Annotated in this window: 1 protein-coding gene (only partly in view); it reads left to right on the forward strand. The window is 74.5% G+C overall.

The window, feature by feature from the left end:
* A protein-coding gene (locus tag GTY67_RS27830) for a lonely Cys domain-containing protein (protein ID WP_161280673.1) crosses the window boundary here: on the forward strand, window positions 1-25,409 show its 5' portion. It continues 6,475 nt past the right edge of the window; the window shows 25,409 of its 31,884 coding nt (coding positions 1-25,409); it begins with the start codon at window positions 1-3; its stop codon lies beyond the right edge, outside the window.

Genomic DNA, 25,409 nt, shown 5'->3' on the forward strand with positions numbered 1-25,409 from the left:
GTGCTGCCCGTACGGCCGTCCGGGCGGCCGTCGGTGAGCATCCAGGTCTCGCCCGAGGTCAACGCCATGATCTTCATCCTCACCGGGGAGAAGCTCATGGACGCCGACGAGGACCTCGCCTTCGAGAGCCGTCGGCCCTACTCCGGCCTCGGGCGCAAACTGGACCGGCTGTCCTCGCTGATCGACAAGTCGATCCACGACATCGGCGAGTCGATGCCGGACGACCTCGCCACGTCGTACGCCAAAGCGATGGGCATGCTCATCGACGACGGCGGCAAGAACTACCTGCGCGACTTCTCCGACCAACTCGACAAGATCGCCGAGGGCCGCCGCAAGACCTCCATGGACATCATGGAGTCCAAGTGGCAGGTCATCGCCGAGATCATCCGGCTGCTCATCGAGATCGCCATCTACCTGGCGATGTCCTTCTTCACCGGGGGCGCCTCGGCCAGCCAGATCATGATGGCCAAGCTGCGCAGCCGCTTCTTCATCCTCACCACGCTCAGCCACCTGCTTCAGCGGCTGCACCTGGCGCCCTCACTGACCGAGGCGTTCGCCGAGGCGTTCACCACCCTCGCGGTCCGGCTCGCGATGATGAACTTCGCCCCGGACGGCCGCCGCCCCGACTCCATCGACTGGAGCGACATCGGCAAGGCCGCCGCGTTCGGCGCGGCGGCGGGCTTCTTCACGAGCGTCTTCGAGAAGTTCGCGAAGGACATCGTCAGGAGCTTCGACGGCAAGTTCCTGAAGAACGGCCCGGATCTCGACTTCAAGAAGCCCAGCTGGCGGGACACGCCCGACATCGATCTCAAGAACAACGGTCCCACCCCCAACCCCAAGCCGGGCCCCGGCCCCGACGGTCCGCCGAAGGACCGCCCCGGCCCGAACCCGTACGGCAACACCCCCGGCCCCACCCCCTCGCCCCGCCCGGTGCCCGTCACCTTCCGGGACGGCCCGCTCTCCTTCCGCAACAACCCCGCGCTCTGGCGCAACAGGCAGACCCTGCGCCTCAACCTCGACCGGCCGGGCGCGCTGGCCGCGCACTACGGCCTCAAGGGGTCGGCGGACTTCGTCGCCGCCGGAGCGGGCGAGGTGGTCGCGGAGATCCTGATCAAGGGCGCCTTCGAGGGGGACTGGTCCTCCAGCTGGACCACCTTCTTCGGCGCGGGCATCAGCAGCCGGGTCGAGTCCACCCTCATCGGCGCCGCTCTGAACAGCGGCGCCGAACTCCGCCACTCCATCGACAAGTTGCGCAACCAGCCGCCGCCGACCGTGTCCGGCGGCAACGGCTCGGAGCCGGGCGGCTCCGAGCGATCCGGAGGCCCCTCCCGCACGGACACCACCGGCGGCGACGGCCCCGGCCCCGGTCTCTCCGCACCGCCGCCCGCCGTCCAGCCGACCACGAGCCAGAACGACTTCACCGGCGGCCAGTCACCGCCGCCCTACGTGTCGCAGGACCCGCCGCCGCCCTACCTCTCGGCCGACCCGCCGCCGTACACTCCGGGACCCCTGCCCGTGACGGCGGCCGAGAACGTGCTGTGGCAGCAGGTCCACCAGGGCCCCGCCGAGGTCCGGGAGCAGGCGCTGCGGGACCTCGCCGCCCTCCGGGGCGCCCAGCAGCCAGGCCCCGCCGAGATCGGCGTACGCGACGGGGTGCACGAACGGCTGTCGCAGCTGCCCGAGGTACGGGTGGTGCCCACCGGGAACAGCCCGGCAGGCCAGGTGGACACCGACGAGGTGCGCCGTGCCCTGGAGAGCTTCGGCACGCCGGTGACGGTGGACACGCCGATCCTGGGAGCGGGACCGGAGGCGTCGCCGGGCAGCGGTACGCCCGGCGGTGCGGAGGGCCGGGCCGTGCCGCCCGGGACCGGAACGTCCGGCGGGGCGCAGAGCCCGGTGGTGGCGCCCGGCAGCGGCACCGGAACGCCCGGTGGGGTGGGCACCGTGGACTCGCCGGGTACGGAGACCTCCTCCGGCCCCGCCCAGCAGACCCGGCCCGACCCGGGCGCCCGCGATGCCGCCCCTCCCGAGGTGGACACCAGCGGCTCGTACGGGGATACGCGCGCCCCCGGAGAGACCGGCGGCGGTCCCGAGGCCCGCGACGTGCGGAGCGACGCCTCGGCCACCGCCGACGGACCCGGCACCGCCGCGCCTCCGCTGACCGTCGTCGTCTCCGAGGGCCCGCCGCCGCTTGCCGGATCGCCGGAGGCGGCCGAGCTGCTGGACGGCGCCGGGGTGGACCGGGCCGTGGTGCTCGGTCCGCCGACCGGGTCCGACGCGGCGGGGCAGCCGGTGCGCGAGGCGGTCGAGCTGACCCGGGAGGGCTCCGGCGCGCCGGTGGAGGTGCGCGCGCTCACCGGTCCCGAGTTCTCCGCGATGCCCGACAGCGGCGCGAACACGGCGTTCCCGGGCGCGAACGTGCTGCTGCCGCTCGCTGATGCCTTGGGCGTGCCGCCGCCCGTCATGCCGGCCGCTCCACCGCCGACCGCCCCGACCACCGTCCCGACCACTGCACCGGCCGCCGCGTCGGGCAACGCGGCTGCCCCGCCGCCGCGTTCCGGCGCGCAGGGCGGCCCGTCCGGCGACACCGGCGCGGTCCAGCCTTCGCCGGGCGAGCAGGCGGCGGAGACATCCACCGAGTCGCCGGAGACGTCCACCGGGACGCCGGAGACGTCCACCGGGACGCCGGAGACGTCCACCGAGTCGCCGGGGACGCCCACCGGCACCGACACCGAGTCCGGTCCGACCGACTCCCGGACGGAGCCGCCCCTTACCGAGTCCGGTCCGGCCGACTCCGGGACCCAGCCGCCCCGTACCGAGTCCGGGCAGTACGACATCGACCCGTCCTCGGTGAAGGTGGTGTCGGGCGAGCCGGCTCCCGCCACCGGCGACCTGCCGGGCCCGGACGCCAAGCCGGTGGTGATCACCACCACCAGCTCCACGGCCGGCCCGGACGTCATGCCTCCGCTCGGCAACACCGCCCCCGAGGCCGCCCCGGACATCAAGCCGCCGGTCGTCACCGCCACCACCGAACCACCCGTCGCCTCCAAGCTGGCCGCCGACGCCCGGCCCTGGACCGAGACGGCCACCGATCTGCACCTGGAGTCGGGCCGCGGCGACGGCAACACCACCGCCGCCCCTCCGCCCGCCGAGCCCCCGCCCGGACAGATCGTCGTGCGGCCGGCGGACCCCGTACAGGGCCGACCGCCGCGGACGCTGCGGGACTTCCTGCCGGAGGACCAGTGGTGGACCTTCTACATCGACCCCAAGAACCACGAAGCCGCCCTCGAAGCCTTCCCCGACGACCCCGGCTCCTACTACGACCACGACCGGTCGCCAGGGTTCCAGCAGGGCATGGTGTCGGCGTACACCCAGTTCCTCGGCGACCCCGACACGGTCGCGACGCCCATGGACTCGACCTCGTACCGCACCATGCACGGGCTGGCCACCGGCCACCTCGGGCGGACGATCGGCTGGTCCGGCGGCGGGGCGACGCAGTTCCCGCTGCGGGGCGACGCGCTCGCCGACGACATCTTCGACGAGCGCATCGGCGACCAGCTGCTCGTCTACGACACGACCAGCCGCGACTGGTCCAAGCCGCTGCCCAAGCCCCGTCCGGTCACCATCCTGACCCGGTTCCTGCACAACAACCCGTCGCTGGCGACCAATTACGGCAAGAACGCGGCGCCCGACCTCGTCGACACCCTCTTCCAGCAGCACTACGCGCGCGTCTCCGACCCCGACGCCGACGACGCGGCCAAGCTGGCCTCCATCGTCCGCACCATCCGGGCGCTGCACGTGGTCCACCCGTTCCAGGACGGCAACCTCCGGTCCAACGTGCAGATCCTGCTGCCGAAACTCCTGCTGGAGCAGGGGCTGCGCCCCGTCGTGCCGGACAACATGTACAGCCTCTTCCAGGGCGGCCACTCGGTACCGCAGATGGTCGACTCCCTGATCCGCAACGGGGCCCTGGACACCGGAGGCGCGCGCCCGCCGCAGGGTGAGACCGCCGCAGACCCGCACCTGGAGTCCGGGCGGGAGGGCGACATGGACACGAGCGACACGCCCGTCGCCCCGATCACCACAAGCACCACCGACGGAAACGCTGCCCCGCCACCCCCCGCGGCCGGGCCCTCCGTCAAACCGCTCACCGGCGATCCGGTGCCCTTCGCCCAGCTCCGGCGCTTCGTGCCGCAGACCGCGGTCACGCCGCAACCCGGCGTCGCCGTACAGACGGTGACGATCTCTCAGGGCCCGGCCGAGGACGGTACGGGACAGAGCGCGGGCCGTGAGGCGCTGCTCGGGCAGGACACCTTCCGCGGGGTACGCACCACCCCGGCCGAGCCGCCGCCCCCCGGCACCTCCGAGGCCCCGCCCGCTCCACCCCGCACGGTCTTCACCGGCCCGCCGACCGCCCTCCCCGGCTCCGGCACCGAGCGGGGCGCCGACTACTTCGTGGGCCACGGCACGCCCCGTACCGTCACCCTCGGTACGGACCTCGCCGACCGCCCGACCGTGAAGGTCAGCGGGGTGCAGCTCGGCGAGGTGCTCAAGTCCTGGGCACAGGACGGGGATCAGGACCGGCCGCTGGTGCTGTTCTCCTGCGAGACCGGGCAGCAGCCGAGGATCGCGGGACTCCCGGTCGCCCAGCACGTGGCGAACCGCACCGGGCGCCCGGTGTACGCGCCGACCACCGAGGCGGGCACGGCCAAGGACCGGGACGGCAACGTACGCGCGGTGCTCGGCGAGGGCCCGGACGGGCCGGGCCGGTGGCGGCTGTTCACCCCGGAGCCCGCCGGGGCCGAACTGGACGGCCTGGCGCGCGACGCCGGACTGCACGCGGGCCCTGACCCGGCCGACACCTTCGCCCGCGCCCGTACGCTCCAGCAGATCCGCACCCTGCGCGAGGCCCTCGGCCAGGACGCCGAACGGCAGCCGGGCAACCGGGAGTTGCTGGCGGCACTCGCGTACGTGGACGGGCTGCGCTGGCGCGATCCGGGCAGCGCGGCCCGGTACGGCGACGGCCGGATGACCCCGGACCTGCTGGACCGGATGGTCACCGACTGGCACACCGCCACCAACGGGCGGCCCGTCGACCCGTCCACCGGGCCGACGACCGGGCAGTACACCGCGTTCCTGGAGGCCGCCGCCGGACTCCGGGCCGGCGCCACCCCCGCGACCACCCTCGACAGCCTGCTGCCGCCCCCGCCGCCCGCACTCGCACCCGACACCCTGGTCTCGCGGTCCGACGTGCTCGGCCTCTCCTACGCGCGGTCCGCGCAGATCGCCTGGTCGCTGTCCGACGCCCCGCTGCCGCTGTCCGACCTGGACCTCGGCCCGGACGACGCCGCCGAACTGGCCCGCCGCCTGCACCGCCCGGAGCCCGTACCGAGCGACCCGCCCGCCCCGACCGTCCAGCAGGACGCGCCCGCGCCCCCGGTGAACTCCCTCGTCGTCAACGCGTACACGGCGCGGCACGCGTACGGTATTCCGGAGAAGGATTTCGACAAGTTCCGTGATGTGGCGCGGGATCGGAATGTGGTCGTGGATGTGCGGCCGACGAATCCTTCCGCGCCGAAGTGGCTTGATGCGGGGGCGATGCCGAAGCCGCAGGACATCGAGGCGAAGACGGTCGATGAGGTTGATGTTCTGCTGGGGGCGGATGCGGGGAACATCGGCCTGGTCGGGTATTTCCAGCCGGTGCTGCCGGACCAGGGTTCCGTACCGGTGGATGCGTGGGACCGGGTGGTTTCGCGCTTCAATCAGCGGTCGACGGAATTCCGCGAGCTGGCCGGGAAGATGGCCCAGTTCGAGGCCGACGGCAAGTTCACCGTTCACGACGGTGTGGTGTTCGGCACCGATGGCGAGGGTGCGCTGCGTGCGATCACGGGTGATCACGAGCTGTTCGATGTGTCCTCCCCGGACGGTACGCGGGTCTCGCATCCGGAGCACGATGCGCTGATCCGTGAAATGCGGGCCAAGGACATGGCGGTCGTGCACGGTGCGCATATGTTCTGGAATCCGCCGACGGATTTCGACAAGTCGGTCTTCGACAAGATCGTCAGCTCGCATCAGGGGCCGTCCGGCGAACCGCTGCTCCGCTTCCGACCCAACAGCGACCACGCCGTCCTCACCTGGACGCAGAAGCTCAAGCCCGGGCAGGTCGACTCCTACACCGCGCGGCACGCGTACGGTATTCCGGAGAAGGATTTCGACAAGTTCCGTGATGTGGCGCGGGATCGGAATGTGGTCGTGGATGTGCGGCCGACGAATCCTTCCGCGCCGAAGTGGCTTGATGCCGGGGCGGTGCCGAAGCCGCAGGACATCAAGGCGAAGACCGTCAATGAGGTTGATGTTCTGCTGGGGGCGGATGCGGGGAACATCGGCCTGGTCGGTTACTTCAAGCCGGTGCTGCCGGACCAGGGTTCTGTACCGGTGGATGCGTGGGACCGGGTGGTTTCGCGCTTCAATCAGCGGTCGACGGAATTCCGCGAGCTGGCCGGGAAGATGGCCCAGTTCGAGGCCGACGGCAAGTTCACCGTTCACGACGGTGTCGTGTTCGGCACCGATGGCGAGGGCGGGCGCCGTCCGATCACGGGGGACCACGATCTGTTCGATGTGTCGTCCCCGGACGGTTCGCGGGTTTCGCGTCCGGAGCATGATGCGCTGATCGATGAGATGCGGGCCAAGGACATGGCCGTGGCGCATGGTGCGCATATGTTCTGGAATCCGCCGACGCCTTTCGACAAGTCGGTCTTCGACAAGATCGTCAGCTCGCACGAAGGCACGTCCGGCGAACCGCTGCTCCGCTTCCGCCCCGGCAACGACCACGCCGAACTCGTCCACCCCGAACCCCGGCCGTCGCCCTCCCCGCCCAGCCGTCCGGAGAGCATCGCCGAAGAGGTGGACCTGTTCAGCAAGGGCACCGGGACGCCGGGGCCCGCGGACGCCGTCCACGCGGACGGGCAGGCCCTCTACAGGCTGCACACCCCGGCCGACGGGGACTGCCTCTTCCGGTCGCTCCTCGACACCGCGCGCAGCCGTGCCGTGCCACCCGCCTGGGCCGCGCTGAACGTCGCCGGACTCCGCCGCCTGCTCCGCGACCGGCTCACCGGCTCCGAACTGCTCGCCCCGGACGTCGAGGCCACCCCGGACCCGGTGCTCGCCGTCGTCGACGACCTGCGGATGACCGCCCTGGCCGGGGTCGGGAACCCGGAGGCGCGGGAGCGGATCGGGCAGCGCTGGGACCGGATCCAGCAGGCGGTCGTCACCGACGGCGACGGACGCCGGTGGCGGAGCATTCTCCGGGACAGCGGCTACCCCCACCTCGCCGATGTGGCGCCCACCCCCGCCGACGCCCGGGATCTCGGCACCGACGGGCTGATTCTCGCGGCGGCCGGGTCCCCGGCCCTGTGGTCCTCGCCCTTCGCCGACGCACTCCCGCTCGCGCTGGCGCACACCCTCGACATCGAGTTGCGGCTCGTCCGGACGGGCCCGTCGGGACCGGCGAGCACCTTCGTCACCCCGCTCAACCCGGGCGGGCAGGGCGGCACCATCCGCCTGGCCTACAACGGCACCGACCACTACGACGCCCTCATCCCGGCCGCCGCTCTGCCCGCCCCCACCCCGGCGGCCCCCGCCCCCACCCCTGACCCGGCCACCCAGGACCCGGCCGGCTCCGACATCTTCGGGGAGTGGCTGCGGAGCATGGGCGGGGTCACCGACCTGGATGCCCCGGCCGCGGAGAGCCCGGACCGGGGCGACCCCGTACCGCTGGAGACCCAGCTCGAACGGCACCGCCCGGCACGGCTGTTGACCGGCGAGGACGCCCGGCCGCCGGGCCCCGCCCCGCGTACCGTCACCTTCGACGACGGCAGCCGGCTGCCCACCGTCCTGATCAGCCCGGACGCCGATCCGGACGACGGTGGCACCGGTCCGGGCGCCCGGACCGGCGGGACCCCGAGGACAGGGCTCCTCAACGGCCTGGGCGTCCTCACCCTGCGCTCGCCCGAGCAGGTGGCGAAGGAGGTCTTCGGCCAGCTGCCGAAGAAGCTCCGGGACCAGTTCGACGAGGCGGAGCTGCTGCGGCTGCTGAAGGACCAGCCCGGCGCCTTCACCGCCCCGCGCGGCGCCCGCTTCGTGGGCCGGGCGAAGTCCGGGGTCGGCCACGAGATGGTCGTCGAGGCCGTCCCGTACCACCGCTGGGAGCGTTTCGGCGAGCCCGGCGGCGCCACCGTCCGTGTGGACACCATGCGGCGCGGCCAGTCCGGTACGGGCGGAGGGCGCAGCGTCGGCACCGGCCGCCGGATCGCCGCCGCGCTGGGCATGGGCCCGCCGCTCAACTGGATGCTGAAGATCGGCGTCTCGCTGGGCTGGACCCGCAGGACCGACTACACCCTGGGCACCCAGGCGTACCACCAGAGCGAGTATCGGGCCATGGACGGGTCCCACCTGCATCTCGACGACGTCCACTACCAGGTGCGCGTGGAGCGGGTCACGGAGGCGCCGAAGACCCCTGGGACGAATACCCCGGCGCCGGGCACCCCCGGGCGCGCCGCCCCGCCCGCCGCTCCCCGCTGGCAGCGCAGCGAGGTGCACTCCGCCGGGTTCGCCATGCGGGACGGGCTGAGCTGGCGGCTGCCGGACGACCTCACCGTGCCGTTCAAGGGGCCGAAGCGGGCGCCGGAGACGCTCACCTTCCCGGACGGGACCGAGCCCCGGATCACCGACACGACCGCGCTCCACCTGACGGACCCGCCGGAGGACGTGGCGCTCGCCATCTCCGGTGCCCGGCCGGGCAGTTCGGCCCACCGCACGCTCGTCTCCTACGTGCGGCCTGGGCGGCTGCTCGGGCTCTTCGGGCGGCTCTCCGGACCGGTCAGCGGACCCGAGCTGACCCGGGGGAGCGGGCAGCACCCGCTGGGCCATCTGATCGTGGAGCGGTCGATCCCGCACCGGGCCACGCTGGTCACGGAGTCGGTCAAGTCGGAGATCCGCGACCTGACCCAGACCACGTACCAGAACCAGCGCTCCCACGTCCGCGACACCCGCCTCGGCGTCCAGATCACCGCCGGGCCGAACTACACCCTCCTCGGCCCCGAGACCGACGTACGCCTCCAGGGCGGCCCCTTGGTCCGCACCGACCTCAGCGCCGGCCGGGGCCACTACCTCGGCGCCGACGCGGCCCGCAAGGTGACCGGCCGCGTCCGCAACCACCCGGTCGCGCTCTACCGGGTGGAGCGCACCCTGATGGTGCGGGGGGCCGGACAGCCGGCTTCCGCCGCCCGGCCCGTCCGGGTGGTCAGCCTCGACTGGTACTCCACCCAGGACGCGCGCCGCCTCGCGGGCTGGGACAGCCGTACGCCCGGAGCGACCGGGCCCAACCCGGACGCCGAGCCGCCGGTGCCGTGGTACCTCACCCGGGAGGACCCGGTGCACCTGGGCGGCCAGGTCCGCGCCGAGGGCTTCGTGCCGGACCGGCGGGCTGCCGTCGCCCAGCCTGGCCCGGCGACCACTGCGGTCACGACGACGGCCCCCGCGCCTGCCGCCACCACGAGCACGGCCCCCGCACCGGCGACCACTCCTGCCCCGGCCCCCGCCCCTCAGGACCCCCTGAAGGCCTTCACCGACACCGTCCTGGACACGCTCCACCGCGCCTACCCGTCGCTCTTCGTCCCGCCGCTGATGCTGCGCCACCCCCATCTGGCCAAGCTCTGGTACGGGGACGGGCGCATGCGGACCGCCCTGCACAACGAGCGCCAGGTGCGGGAGGCGCTGAACCGGCCCACCCTCGCGCAGAGCCTGGACGACCTGACCACCACCGGGGTGCCGGTCACCCTCACCGAGGACGGCAAGGTCCGCCGGGGCCACCACACGCTCATCCTGCGCGCCCGCCTCACCGACCGGCAGTTCGAGACGACCCTGAGCGAACGTTCGCTGCGCAACGGGGTGGTCGGCACCGAGGTCTCCGGCCAGGGGCAGCAGGAGTCCACCACCCTCTCCGCCGGTGTCGAGCTGGGCATCTCGCCGCGCGACCACGAAAAGGACCCCGCGGCCGGGGTGCCCCGCCAGGCGGGCAACGTCTCCCTGGGCGCCCGCTACGCGCAGACGCGGACGCGGGCCACGAAGAACACCGTCGCGGTCGCCCACGACCAGCTGGCCTTCCAGAACGGTGCCGATCTCTACAGCTACCAGGTGGAGTTGGGCGCCACCTTCGAGGGCCACCGCCGTCCGCGCGGCTGGACCCGGCTGGTCTCCGTGGGGCTGCTCGGCGCGGGCGTCTTCGTCAGCAAGGTCGCCGAGCGGCCGCTCTTCACCCGGGCGACCGAGACCGTGGGCCGGGTGGAGCTGGCCGTCCCCGCGGCCCACGGCTCCGAACGCCACGCCCCCGCCGACCCTCCGGCCACCGGTCCCGCACCGGCGCCCGCACCCGCTCCCGTACCGCGTCCGCTCCCCTCGACCGAGGCCGACCAACTCCTCGACGGCACGCGGCCCTTGCCCCGGACCACCGCGTCCGACCGGCAGCTCGTGAACAAGCTGCTCAGCGCCCCGCACGTGGTCCTCAGCACCGAGGGCGGCGAGCAGCGCCAGCGGCTCGTCCAGGACACCGCCGACCGCGCCACCGGCTCCTCCTGGCACGTCAGCGCACCCGGCACCCCGATCCGCACCGCACTGCGCCGGGCCATGGCGAACCTCGGCGTCGCCGGACAACTCGGCCAGTACCTCGGCCCGTTCGGCTCCCGCATCACCGGGCTCACCGGTGCGGGCCCCTTCTCGACCCACTACCTCAAGGCGGCGGTCCGGGGCGAACTCGACAACGTACGGGTCAAGAGCGATCCGAAGCCGGGCAACCTCGAAGCGACGATCGGCAACGAGCACCGCGTCGCGGGCACTTCCGGCACCGGTTCACGGACCACGCTCGGACTCCAGGGCGCCGTAACGCCGTTGCAGCAGGCGCCCGGCCAGCAGGCGGTGGTGGGGGCGTACTCGACCGCTCTCCAGTACGCCTGGGGCAAGGGCCGCAGCGTCTCGCAGACCCTCACCCGGGGCCGCAACACCACGCTCAGTTACGCCGGCCGGATGTACCTGGTGGTCGCGGACGCCGCCGAGACCGTGGCCGTACGGGACCGCTGGACGGCCGCGATGGGGGCGGTCGGCACCCGCGCCGGGGCCGGGATCAGCTCCGCCGCCGGGCGGATCTCCGAGCGGTTCGGGCGCGGCCTCGCCCCGCGCCAGGCCGCCGCCGCGCTCCAGCGCATCCGGGACGCGGTCATGTTCCACCTGCCGATGCAGGACGCGATCGAGGCCGGGCTCGCCCCGGACGGCCTCGGCACCAGCACACCGGACAACCTCGGCGGCGGCTACCGGCTGCCCCCGTTCCTGCGCCGCCGCCACTTCCCCTCCCACCCCAGCGGCCAACTCGACGCGAGCCGGGCGGCGCAGCAGCTGATGGGGCAGCTGGCGAGGATGGGCGTGCCCTCGCACGACCGGGAGCAGGTGCTCCAGCGCCTCTCGCCGGACTTCCTCCGCTCCCATGTGCACGAGCTGACCACCGACGGGATGGCCCTGCCGGTCCACTACCGCACCTGGTCCAGCCCGCACCACCTGCCGGTCGGCGGCAGCCCCGGGCAGCTTCAGCTGACCCTGACGCCGGTCACCACCACCGTGGAGCGGCTGCGTACCGGCTACGAGCTGGAGGACTACCGCACCACCGCCCGCGACGACGTCGACGGCCGGTCCCAGGACCGGGGCGCCGACGTGACGCTCAGCGCGAGCGAACGCGCGGCGGGCAGTGGGGTGTTGGCCGCGAATCCGGCGCTCCAGGGCACCGCGGCCAAGCAGCGGTCCAGCAATGTGACCGAGGCGGTCGGCAGCACCGCGATGCCCAACATCGCCACCACCCAGGCGCACGCCGAGATCGTGACCACGTACACCCTGACGGCCACCCTGGTGGACGCGTCCGGCCAGCCGCTCGGCCCCACCGCCAGCGCCCCGGTCGGCAGCCTCAACGAGGTCCTCCCGGCGAGTCTGCTCACCCCGGACGGCGAGGGGACGGACGGCGCGCTCACCGAGCAGGACGTCAAGGAACCGCCCCGTGCGGTAAGGATGCTGACGGCCGATCAGGCGTCGCCGGAATCCGTCGCCCAGTGGCGCACCACGGACGGCGAGACCGGCGAGGCCGACCCGGACATCCTGCCCTTCGACGATGAGATCGGCTCCGGCATCCTCGCCGTGGACATCCTCGGCGCGGCCAACGTGCAGGACGCCCTGACCCTCGCCACCGCCCGCGCCGACGGCTTCCCCGGCGACATGGACCTCGGAAAGCGGCATACGGACACCACGCTCACCGAACGCGTACGGATGGCCCGCCACACCCCGCTCACCGGCCTCGGCACCGCACCGGCCCAGGCCCAGCAGGAGGCCACCTCCCAGGTCGGCCTGACGGCGGGCTTCCGCGAGGCGCTCGGCCCCGACGGTTCGCCGCTGCCCACCCAGTCCTCCGCCCGCCTCCTCGGCCAGTCGCACACGGCCGACTCCCGCCTCTTCGCCAAGATGCACCGCACCGGCGCCCGGCTGCTGGCCGTGGAGAACAAGCCGCGTATGGAGGCCATGCAGCGGCGCAAGACCGGTGACGCGCTGGAGGCGGGCATCACCGACAACGTCGAGGGCGCGGTCAGTACGTCGCCGCTGGCGGGCAACAGCAACGCGGGCGTGACCAACCCCGGGGCCACCGTCCCGATCGGCGGCGCCAACGACTCCACCGCCCTCAAGAGCGCCACCGACACCACCCTCGGCACCCACATCAAGGTGGTCACCGACCGCAGCATGCTCTTCGCGGTACCCGTCAGCTGGCTCTCGGTGGCCGAGGTCGACCACCGGGTCACCGACTCCCGCCCGATGCAGGCCCTCGGAAAGCCGAAGCGCGGCCCGCGCGCCGTCGAGGCCGAGACCACCGCCCTCGTCTGGCTCCGCGAGGACATCGCCCGCGACTACGGCCTCCTGGACGACACCACCTTCCCCGACGAGGCCCGCACCGCCTGGGACGACCAGGCCAAGGCGGCGGCCGACCTCGCCACCGCCGAGAAGAACTACTACGACGCCCGAGCCAAGACCCGGGAGACCTGGCTCGGGCTGAGTCCCGAGGAGCGGACCGCGCTCGGGGGCGACGACGGGGCGACGGTCCCGCCCCCGGCCGTCACCGAGACCCCGGCTCTCATCGAGACCCCGGCCGTCGTCGAGGCTGAGACGTCGGCCGTCGCCGAGTCCCCGGCCGTCACCGCCTGGCGGACGGCCCGCGAAGAGGTACGCCGCTGGCAGCAGCGCCTCGACGCCGCCGCGAAGGACCACCACCGCCTCCACCTGGCCGCCGCCCGGCTCACCGCCCACCACCAGGGCTCGGGCTCGGTGCCGGTGAAGGACGCGCCGCAGGAGTACACCGCGCCCGACTGGCGCTCCGTGGCGCCGGAACCCTACAAGGTCGCCGACGCCACCGGCTCGGCCCTGCGCACCCTCACCTCACCGGACGGGCGAACGGTCCACGAGATCCACGAAGTGCCGCACGACGGGGCCTCGTTCTTCCACGCGCTCCTCACGACGGCCCAGGACCGGGGCCAACTGTCCTCCCTGCTGGGTCCGGACCTCGCCGACCGGTTCACGGCTGCCCCCGGTGATCCGGCGGTCACCGCCGAGGCCGTCGACGCCGTGCGCGACCGGCTCGCCTGGGCGCTGGGCGACAACGGCAACGAGGACCTGCTGGACGGCCTGGCCCTGGATGCGGCGGACACCTTCACCCAGGCCGAACTGGACTACGCGGAAATCGATCTGACGCAGGCTCAGCAGGCGGAGTTCGACGCGTTCGGCCGGCTCCCGCAGACCGTCTGGCCGAGCCCGGCGCAACGGGCGGCGCTGGCCACGGCGGCCCTCTACCGCCCGTTCACGGCCGAGCCCACGGCGGCGGACCCTGATGCCGGGGAGCCGGCCGCACCGGAGCGGCGGGCGGGCGACCACGGCGGCGCGGACGTGCTGCCCGCACTCGCGGCCCGGGTCCTGGGCACGCCGGTGACGGTGGTCACGGGGGAGGGGCGGCCGCAGGTGTTCCTCCCGCGCGGCGCCGACCCGGCGACGGCCGACGCGGCCTCGGGCCCGGTGCTCTTCGCGGCGGACGGCTTCTTCTCCGCCGCCCTCCAGCCCGGCACCACGCCGCCTCCCGCCACGGCGCTGCCTGCCCCGCCGAGCTCCAGCACGGCCCCGGGTACAACGACCACCGGCACGAGCCCGGCCGCCCCGAAGCCGCCCGCCCACCGCAGCCACGCCACCCCGCCCTGGCTGCCGTCCGCCGACGCCACCGGCCCGCGCTACCGCCTGGACCGCGACGGCCTGCTCACCGCGCCGGACGGCGCCACCTACACCCAGGGCACCCCCACCGGCCGGGGCAACGGCTTCTTCGCCGCGCTCTCCACGGCCCTGCGCCACGCCGCCGAGCAGCCCGGCCGCGACCCGCAGGCGGCGGCCCGGCTCCGCAGCCGCGCCGGGGCGTCGCCCGCCCAACTGATGCGGCTGAACGGACTCCCCGGCGAGCGGGCGGACCGCGACGCGCTGTTCTCACCCCCGCCGCTCGGGACCAGGCCGGGCGCGCCCACGCCGAGCCGGGACGCCCGTGACGGCCACCTGCGCCGCCACCTCGCCAACGCTCCGTGGGGCCCGGACGCCGACCGGGCGGTGGCCGAGTGGGCGGCGAAGGCGACCGGGGCCACGGTCGTCCTGATCGAGGAGAACGGCACCGCGCACACGTACGCCGGTCCCTCCGCCGACGCCCCGACGCTCCGACTCCGCCGCCGGGGTGGCGACTTCGTGCCGCTGCTCCTCCGCACCCCGGCGCCAACGCCGACGCCGACGCCGAAGGCACCCGAGCCGGAGACGAAGACGCCGGAGCCTGAGGTGAAGACGCCTGAGGCGAAGACGCCGGAGACACCTGAGGCACCTGTGGCACCCAAGGCGCCTGAGATGCCCGAGACGAGCACGCCGGAGGCGCCCACCGCCAGTGACCTCCCCGGTCTCCACGGCGAGGAGGAGGCGTACGAACTCAGCACGCTGTCCGGCGCGGAGCCCCAGCCGCAGTCCCACGACGACAGCGACAGCGAGACCGACACCGACAGCGAATCCGACTCCGACTCCGAGGAGGACGAGGCCGACGAGGCCAACCCCGCCTGGGCCAACCCCCAGTGGCTGACAGCCGTCTTCGGCCCGCAGTGGAACAGAGCCCCCCGCGCCCGGCTCCAGGAGACCTCCGAAGCCCTCTACGCCCTGGTCGAGGAGGCGGCGGGCGACCGTCCGCCCGGCGCCGGCCTGGCCGACCTCGCGCGGAACGTCCTGCACCTGCCGCCACGGGCCCGGGTGGGCAACCAGGACGCCCTGGACCTGGGAGCGCTCGCGCTGGAGGCGTCCTCGGACGACCTGGCGAGCGCCGAGGACCTCGCCCTGTACTTCGTCGACCGGCAGATCGAGACCCGGCGGGACGCCCTCGCCGAGGAGACCCTGCTGCGGACCGACGAACGGGCTCCGGCGGGACGGGACTTCACGGGGGCGGGCCGTGGCCTGCCGGCTCCGGACGCGTACGTCGCCGAGCGCGGCGGCCGCGCGGCCGGGGAGCGGGCGCCGTGGCGGAACCCGTACCTGTTCGTCGGCGAGGCGGCGGAGGGCGGCGGCGTCGAGATCGTCACGCCGTGGCGCACCTTCGTGGTCCGTGACGCCGAGGAGATGGCCCGGATCATCTCGTACGACTCCCGGCGGCCGGGCGGCGCGGACATCGTCCTCGCCCTGCCCCCGGCCTTCGCCGCGCGGGTCGCCGACCTGGTGGCGGGTACGACGGGCCGTCCGGTCTGGTACCCGCTGGGACCGGCCGAGGTGGCCACCCACCCCACCACCGGGGCCGCCCACCTCGTCGTACACCGGAGGGCCGGGGAGACCGGGCCGGACTGGACCACGCCCCCGCCGCCGCAGGAGCCCGGCCTGCCCGGCGCCCGCGACCTCAGCAGCGACAGTGACAGCGACAGCGACGACGGCCGCAGCAGCGACAGCGGCTCCACCAGCGACGGTGACGCGGAGTTCGACCGGCTGGCCGACCGGGCCCAGTTCGAGCGCCGGATCGACGCCCTGCGCCCCCGGCCGCTGGTCACCCGCGACTACCAGGTCGTCGACGACAGCGGTACCGGCGTGCTGTTCACCGAACCGGGGCCCCGGACGGCCGGCGTGGTCCGTACGGAGGAGGGCCCGGGGCTGGTCCTGCACAGCCAGGGCCAGGGCACCGTCCCCGCCGCCGACCGGCCTCCGCTGCACATCTCGGCGGACCGGACGGTTGCGCTTCACTCGGCCGGGGACGACACCACCGGCCGGAGCAGGCAGGTGTACGCGACCAAGGCGGCGATCGACCGCTCCTCGGCGCGACTTGCCGCCGCCGGAGCCGGGGTCCGGCTGGAGGCCGACCCGTCGGTGCGCGTCATCCTCAACCAGGAGGACGGCACCCCCGGCGAACCGCTGTTCCGGGTGGAGCCCCGCTTCCTCACCGGCTCCGGCACATCCGAGCACGCCTTCACCCGCGACTTCGCCCGGATGGTCGCCGGGAGAGATGCCGCACCGCTCTCCCACCTTGCCTTCCGCACCCCCGACGGCACCGTCGCCACGGCCCCCGCCAACGGGCTGCACGGCCGGGAGGTCACCGGCACCCACCACCTGGCCCAGGCGCTGACCGAGGTCGCCGACGGCACCCGTCCCGCGACCGGCGTCACCCCGGGCTGGGCGGCCCGACAGGCGGGCCGGGACCCGCGCTTCACCGGGGGAGTGGTGGGCGCGCCCACCCCGGGCGAGGCGTACGGCCAGGCCCTGAGCCACACCCAGGACAACGAGCTGCGCGGGCCGTTGACCCAGGCCGCCGCCCGCGCCGGGGTCAACGAATACGCCTGGGCGGAGGTCGGTGAGGGCTATCTGATCCAGTCGGTCAGCACCACCAACGACAGCGGCGCCCAGCTCTTCACCCACAACCACGCCAAGCCCGGCGACCCGGTCGGCCCGCACGCCCCGTACCACTTCGCACAGGTGGTGCTGGCCAGTGAGGACGGCACCCACCAGATCACCCTGGAGAACGAGACCCACTCCCGCACGGAGATCTCGGCGGACGAACTCGACGCGGTCGTCGAGGAGAACCTCGACCGCTACGACGAGGGCGAGCTGAACAGGCTGGCCCAGGAGATGGACCAGCGCGCCGAGACGGCCCGGCGCGGTGACGCCGACCCCGCGGAGACCGCCCGGCTGGAAGGGTTCGCGCGCGCGGCCCGGGCCCTGGCCGCTGTCCACGAGGCCGAGCACGTCCGGTGGCACTTCACCGTGGACCGCCCCGAACACGCCCTGGCCCAGAGGGAGGTGGACCAGGCTCGCACCCGCGCCCGGGACGCCGTACGGTCCGCCGCACCGGTCCTGGACGGCAAGGACCAGTGGTTCTTCCGGGCCTACAGCAAGCGGCCCGGTGAGTCGGCCCATGCCGTCAACGCGGCTCTGCTGTCGGAGCGTTCGCCCGCCGTCTCCAACCCGCTCACCACGGTCGCCCTGCACGGCCACGCGCTCCGCCCGGACCGGCGGACCGTACGCTTCGCCGAGCAGCAGCACACCCTGTCGCCCGACGCCGACGAGAACCTGGACGCCCTGGCCCTGTCCCTGGCCCGCACCGCCCTGTGGAACCGCGCCAACGGACTGCCCCTGCCCACGGTCACCGTCACCGGGCACGGCAACCGCTCCCGGGCCAGCGGGGAGAAGCGGGCCCAGGCGGTCGGCAGGGCGCTCGGGGACCGGCTGGCCCGGCTGCTGAGGACGTTCCAGGAAGGCGCGCCCGGCCCGCACGTCAGGCTCTCCGACTTCACCCTCACCCTGGACGCCCAGCGGGTCCGCCGCGCCACCGACCCGGCCCGGGGGCGGGTGGTGACCGTCGACATCGACGACCACCGGCACACGTCTCCACCGGCACCCGGCCGCCCCGCGCCCGCCGGGGAGCCGCCCCGCACCGAACCGCCCGCACTGCCGCGCCCGACCGCCGAGCCCGCCCCGGGCAGGTCGCGCTCCGACGGCACGGACCCGGCCGCCGAGGCCCCGCCCAGGCGGCCCGGCAGCACCACGTCCACCACCCCGTCCGACCGGGACCGCTCCCGCCCGGGCCGCCGGTCCGCGACGCCGAGCCCCGACCGTGGCGTACCGGTGCCCGCCTGGGTCCAGGCACGTATCCGGTACGCCGAGGAGTCCATCGCCTTCGAGCGGCGACTGGCCGAACACCTCGCCGAACACGAGGCGGTGACCGAGGAGTTCCGGAAGATGGCGCGCGCCGCGTGGGACCGGGTGCGGCAGCAGTACCCACCGCGCGTCCTCGCCACCTTCGGCAGCGACAACCCGAGCATGCCCGGGACGGTCGGAACCAGCAGGCCCGCCCTCCAGCAGGTGCTGCGGACCGGCAACTTGAGGGAGCTGGTGACCTTCCTGTTCCAAGGCATCTCCAGCGACCTGGTGCCGGAGATGCTGGGCGGCCGGGAGGACCCGAACCCGGAGATCGAGGCGGAGCGCCCCAGCCGCCGCCAGGCGGAGGGCCGGACGGAACTGGAGCGGCTGGCAGAGCAGTTGAGGTTGGACGACACCCTCTCCGTGCCGGAGAAGCAGGCGGCGCTCGCCCGTGCCACCCGGGAGCACACGGTCCGGACCGACCCCGACGACGTACGACCGCCGCTGAGCCGGGCCGAGCGCCCCTTCGCGGTGAACGACCTCGGGCTCACCTGGATGCCCGCGTCCTCCGTGTACGACCTCGCCATGAGCTCCGGTATCCAGGAGACGTCCGAGGACTCGGGCGGCCTGGTCCTGACCGGCACCGCGGGGTCGACCTACCGCTTCCTGGTGCACGCCGCCCGGATGCGGGACCAGTGGGGCCTCGACCTGGACCTCGGGCTGATCCGGGCCGGGATGATCGCCATGTCGCTGTCGGCGGGCCACCACTCGTTCCACGAGGTCATGCGCGGCGCCCAGCTGGCGCTTGACTCCCTCCCCGGCCACGATCCGGCGCTGGACTACCAGGACAACTGGGGCCGTTACTGGAACATCCACCCGCTCACCGAGCAGGAGCTGCGCGAACACGTCGCCCGCGACGGACGCTTCCCCGACGAGCACGCCCAGGAGCTGCTGGACGCCGGGGACCCTGCCACGTCCTCCGCCCCGGCCCCGCAGCCGGACTCAGCCCCCTCCGGACCGCTCGCGGAGCTGGCGGAGAGGCTCCCGGACCTGTCGGCGGCCGACCGTGCGGAGCGGCTCGCGCTGCTGTCGGCGGCCGAACGCGAGCAGCTGGCCGCCCGGCCCGGCCTGGCGGCGACGCTGCGCGCGAAGCTGAGCGACCGCGAGTTCGCCGAAACCGTGGGCCACCTGCTCGTCACGGTGGCACCCGGGGTCGACCAGCCGGTCTCCGCCGGACGTGAGGCGCGGGCGCGGATCGCGGCCATGCTGCGCGATCCCGCCGTGGCGACCCGGCTGCTGGAACGGGGGGCCAGGGTCCTGGTGGTCCCGAGGAACGAGGCCCTGACCACGCTCGGCCCGTTCCGCGACCTCGCGGGCCGAGAACTCTCCACGACGGACCGCCGCACCTGGGACACCGCGCGGGGCCTCGGCCGGCTGAACACCGGCATCACCGAGGAGAACCTGCTCGGAGAGACCACCGGCGTACCCGGTGCGCTGGGCTACGCCGACGGATACTCCACCACCACCCACGAGTTCGCGCACGCCATCCACCGGTACGGGCTGAGCGACGCCGACCGGCAGACCATCGCGGCCGCCTACCGCGACAAGCTCAGCCCGCCCGCCGGCCAGGACCCGGCCGACGTGGAGTGGCCGGACGGCCCCCGCCGGAGCGCGGAGGACGGACAGCCGGTCGACAACTACGCCTCCACCGACGAGTTCGAGTATTTCGCCCAGGCCGTCAACGCCTACCTGGGCACGAACACCGGCCACGACCCGTTCACCGGCCGGCCCCGGAACAACGGCCCGTCCTGGGTGCGGGAGAACGAACCCGCCCTGCTGCCCCTGCTGGAACGGCTCTTCGGGACCACCCCGGACCAGGACGGCCCCGGCCCGGCCAACCCGGTCCGGGCGGTCCGCGCCGAGAACGAGATGTACGAGGGCTTCCGCGCCGTGTGGGACCGGGCGGAGGGCGTCCACCGGGCGCAGCCGCACCCGCCGGTGCCCGCTCCCTCCCAGGTGCGCCACCCCGCCCCGCACCCGGCCACGGACCACAGCGGTGAGGCCCCGCTGCCCCCGCCGCCGGGCGACCCCCGCAGCGGCTGGGCCGAGTTCCCCGCGGACCTGACGGCCGAGCTGGACCGGCTCCTCACCGGCAACCCCGAGGCCGAGGCGCTGTCCCAGTTCCGGTTCACCGAGGAGAGCGACAGCGACGGTGACAGCGTCGAAAGCGATCCGGCGGACGACCCCCGCACCTGGGCCGGACTGCTCTTCGGCCCCGCCTCCCGGGACGAGTACGAGGTCGAGGCGCTGCTGGACACCGCCCGTGCCGTGCGGGACCTGGCCGACCGGGGGACCACACCCGGAGAAGCGGCCACCGATGTCCTGGCGGGGCTGCGGGAGCTGACCCGGCAGGTGCTCGGCCTCGACGACCAGGCCCAGGTCGGTGCCCGGGACCTGATGCTGCTGGGCTCCCTGGCGCTCAGCGCCGACCCCGGCCAACTGGCCGACGCCGACGAGCTGGCCCGCCTCCTGACGTACCAGGACAGTGCCCTCGGCGAGCGGACCAGGCTCGGTCCCGGACACGGTGCCGGACGCGACTGGACCGGCACCGGCGGCCGGACGCCCCCGCTCGACACCTACGCGGCCCAGGACGAGGACGGCACGCCGGCCGTCTGGCCCGCCCCTTGGACGGACGCGTACGTGGTGCTCGCCCAGTCCGCCGTGGACGCCGTGGATGCCGTGCGCCTGCACACACCGGACGGAGTCCTGCGGATCGAGGACACGGCGGAGCTGGCCCGGCTGATCGCCCGCGACCCGTACCGGCCGGCCGGCGACGACATCGTGCTCGCCTTCGCCCACGGCGACATCGAGACGGTCGCCCGCCAGGTGGCGGACCTCACCGGCAGCCGGGTCTGGTACTCCGAGCTGGGCCCCAGGGTGGCCACCGACTGGCGCACCGGCGCCGAACACCTCATGACAGGCCAGGCGCCGGACGGCGGGGCACACGCCTGGATGTCGCTGCGCCCCGGGCAGGGCCCGGTGCCCGGCGGGCGGGCCACCGGCACACCCGCGGCGGACCCCCACCCCTCGGACGGGACCGCGTCCGACATCGAGGCACGCCGCGCCCACCCGCTGACCACCCGTGAGTACGGCTTCGCGGACGGCCACGGGGACGGCGAACTGTTCCGCAACCCCGGCGACCTGGAGAACACCTGGACAGCCCCCCGGTCCCTCGCCGCGGACACCGACGCGCCCAGCCTCCTGCTCGCCGAGCAGACCTGGGACGTGGAGCGGGCGGACGGCCACCCGGCCGTCCGGATCTCCGCCGACCGCACCCTCGCCGTCCAGAACGAGCACGGCAGCCAGCAGGCCTACGCCACCCGGAAGGCCGTCGCCGACTCCAACGCCAAGCTGACCCGGGCGGGGCTGGCCGTACGGCTGGGGCTCGACGAGGAGCGGAGCATCCTGCTGCCCACCCCGGACGGCGGCAGCAACCGGCTGTTCCGGGTGACCCCGGTCTTCACCAACCGGTCCGGTGAATCCACCGAAGAGGTCTGCCGGGACTTCGCCATCATGCTCGCCGGCGACGGCCGCCCCTCCCACCTGGTCTTCCGGGACCCGGAGGACGGGGCCACGGTCACCGCCCCCGCCAACGCCTCCGACGGGGCCGAGGTCACCGGTACGCACCACCTGGCCGAGGCGCTCGGCCAGGTCGCCGACGGCATCCTGCGGCCCGGCTCCGCCGACCCCGGCTGGGCCGCCGCACTGGTGCGCCGCGACGAGCGGCCCACCGGCGGGGACGGCACCGGACCGCTGCCCGCCGCCGCGTACGGCAGCGCGCTCAGCCTGGAGCGGCCCCACGACCCCCGGCGCACCGCCATGACGGAGGCGGCCCGCCGGATCGGCGTCAACGAGTTCGCCTGGGCCGATGTCGGTGAGGGCTACCTCGTCCAGTCCGTCGCGGCCCCCGGCGAGGACGGCCCGAGCCTGGAGACCAACTACGCCAAGCCCTCTTCGGAGCCCGGCGAGTCCTACTTCGGCTACCACTTCATCACCGTGGTGCTCGCCAGCGAGGACGGCACCCACCAGGTCTCCCTGGAGAACCACGCCCGTGCCTCGTCCCGCGAGGACCGGCTGCGCGGCATGGTGCGCGCCAACCTCAGAGCCGTCGACCTGAAGGAGCTGCGCGGTCAGGCCGACGTCCTGCGCCGGGAGATCGCCCGGCTGGAGGAGAGCGGTGACGACGGGCACCTCAAGGAGGTACGCGGCCACCTCGACCTGACGATCCTCCTGACCCGGGCGAAGCTGGCACAGCAGGAGGTGCTGGACGCCCCCGCCGGGTCCCCCGAACGGGCAGAGGCACAACGCTCGTTCAACGGCGTCGTCACCGCCGCGTCCCGGCACCTGGAGCGCCTGGAGTCGACCGTCCCCGGCAAGCGGCTCTGGTACATGCGGATGTTCACCCGGCGTCCGGGCGAGTCGGCCCACGACGTCAACGCCAGTCTCCTGGAGGACGGCGCGGCCGAGGCCAATCCGCTCACCGTGGTCGTCCTGCACGGGCAGGAGGAGCGTCCGCAGACCCTGTACTTCGAGCCCGGCACCGAGCGGACGCCCGACGGCGCGCTCAACGCGATCCGCCATGTCGCCGCCCGGGTGGCCCGGACCGGGCTGTGGAACAGCGCCAACCACCTGCCGCTGCCCCGGGTCGACCTGGTCGGCGGCCGGACGGCACGGCTGGGCCGGGACATCGGCCGGGCCCGTGCCAACGCCGTCGCCGCCACGTTCCGGCAGGAGCTGGCCGCCGCGCTCCGGACCCTCCAGGACGGCACTCCCGGGCCGCATCTGAGCGCCGACCGGTTCACCGTCGAGGCCGACTCCGTACGCGTCGAGAAGAACAGCGCCCGGGGCGACACCGTGGAGATCACCGTCGACGACGGGCGCGGCGGCCCCCGGCGCGTCGCTCTCCGCGGCCTGCGCGGCGGTTCGCCCGACGACGGCCTCGACCCCCTCGCCGAGCAGTGGCCGATCGGCCGGCCGGTCACCCTGATGCGCCCCCGCTTCGGCGGCCTGCCCCCGGCCCCGGCCCTCCCGGCGGCCGGGGCGCCCGACGACGGCCCGGCCACCGGGAAGGGCAAGGAGCCCGAACCGAGCCCGCGCCACTGGTTCCCCTACACCCGGCACACCGAGTCCCGGGCGGAGCCGCTGCGTTACGAGGTCGCCGACACCGGCCACCTGCGGCTGCCAGACGGGCAGGAGATCCCGCCCACCGGCTGGACGAGGTTCGGCGACGACTTCGTCCACGCCGCGACGGGAGCGCTGCTGCGCGGTGACAACGGCTGGCTCGGCCGGGTCGCCAACCTCGACACCCTCGTACCGGCACTCACCGGACTCGACCCGGACGCCGCGCCGTACCGGATCACGGCCGACGCCTCGTACCTTCACCTGGTCCCGGAGAGCGGCGCCGGTACCGGTACCTCACTGAGCGTCCCCCTGACCCTGGACCCGGCGGCCGGGGAGGCGGGGCCGTCGCGCACGGCGTCCACCACCGGAACGGCCGGCCCGTCCGCCGCCGGCCCGACCGCAGAACAGGGCGCCGCGTGGGAGGCCCACGGCCGGGCGCTGCACGAGCTGGGCGCGGCTGTCACCCGCGCCGTCGAGACCGGCCGGACGGGCCCCGAGGGCCGGTCCGAGGTCGATGCCGCACGCGCGGCGGTGGAGCGGGCCGAGGAGCGGCTGTGGGCGCTCGGGGTGGCGCCGGAAGCGCTGGCCGACGCCCGGACCGTGGACCCCGGTGCGCCCGCCACCGCACCGGACTCCGCCACCGCACCCCGCGGACCCGCCCCTGCCGTTCCCCTGGACGCCGAGCAGCGGCGGTGGATCGCCGACCGGGTCACCGAGGCCGACCTGCCGCCCGTGCCGGAGGCACCGGACGGCGCGGAGACCGTGACCTCGGCCGACCTGCGCGCGGCGGGCGTCACCCTCCCCCCGGGGCTGCACGCCGAGATGGCCCTCCTCGGCGACCGGCTCCCGGCCGGCAGGCTCAGTGCGTCGGACCTCGCCCGGGTGCGGCTCACCCGTCCCGGCGACACCGGCGGAACGGCGGACACGGTGGCCGCCCGGGTGACCCGTCGCCTCTGGGACGCGGCCTACACCGAGGTCCGGGACGCGGCCCCCGAGGGCCGCGACGACACGGAGACCGCCCGCGCCTGGTCGGCCGCCGTCGCCTTGGTCCTGCCGCCCGAACCGCCCCCGGTGCTCGCCGATGCCCGGTACGCCGGTGAGGCCTTCCGCGACGCGGTGCGCCGGGTCGCCGGTCATCTGCTGGCGGCGGAAGGCGGTGCCGAGGGCGTACGGGCTTCCGCCGCGGAGCTGGCCGACACCCTGCGTACCGGACTCGGCCTGGCACCGCGCTGGACGGTGCCCGCGACGGAGCCCGCGGCCGGACCCGCGAACGGGCCCACGGCCGGGCGCGCGACCGGGGAAGCCGCGCCGGGGCGGCCCGCGCTCCAGTCCGATCCGGGGGGCCAACTGCCCGACCTGGACATGCCCGACCTGGACCCCGGTCAAGGCCAGGGCCAGTTCCCGGATGTGGACATGGACCTGGACATGGGCATGGGCACGGGCACGGGCCTGGGCGAACTCGGCCTCCCCTCCGCCCTGGACAGCCTCGACCTGGATGCCTTGGACGCCCTGTGGGATGTGGGTGACCTGGGCGACCTCCCCGACTTCGACTTCACCTTCGGCCTGCCCGCCCCCGTGCCCATCGACGCAGGCAGGGGCACCGGCCGGCCCGTGTACGCCGTGCCCGCCGCGCCGCCCGCCCGGCCCCTCACGACGCTGCCCGCGCTGACCCTCGTACCGTTCGTGCCGCAGTCCACCGTGACCGCCGACAGTGCCGAGGGCGGAATGGAAGGGCTGGCGCACCAGGTGGCCCGGACCGCGCTGCGGAACCGGCGTCACCGGGTGCCGCTGCCCAGGATCGACATCGCGGGATACGGCGCTGACGCGCGGGGCGCGGGAACCGCACGGGAACGGGACCAGGCGGCCCAGGCCCAGGGCGACCTGCGGGCGCGGGCTGCCCGCGACCTGTTCGTACGCCATCTCGACCACGCCCTGCACACCCTCCAGGCGGGCCTCCCCGCCGGGTTCACGCC

Origin of the sequence: Streptomyces sp. SID8374, from assembly GCF_009865135.1 — a bacterium.
GTDB lineage: Bacteria > Actinomycetota > Actinomycetes > Streptomycetales > Streptomycetaceae > Streptomyces.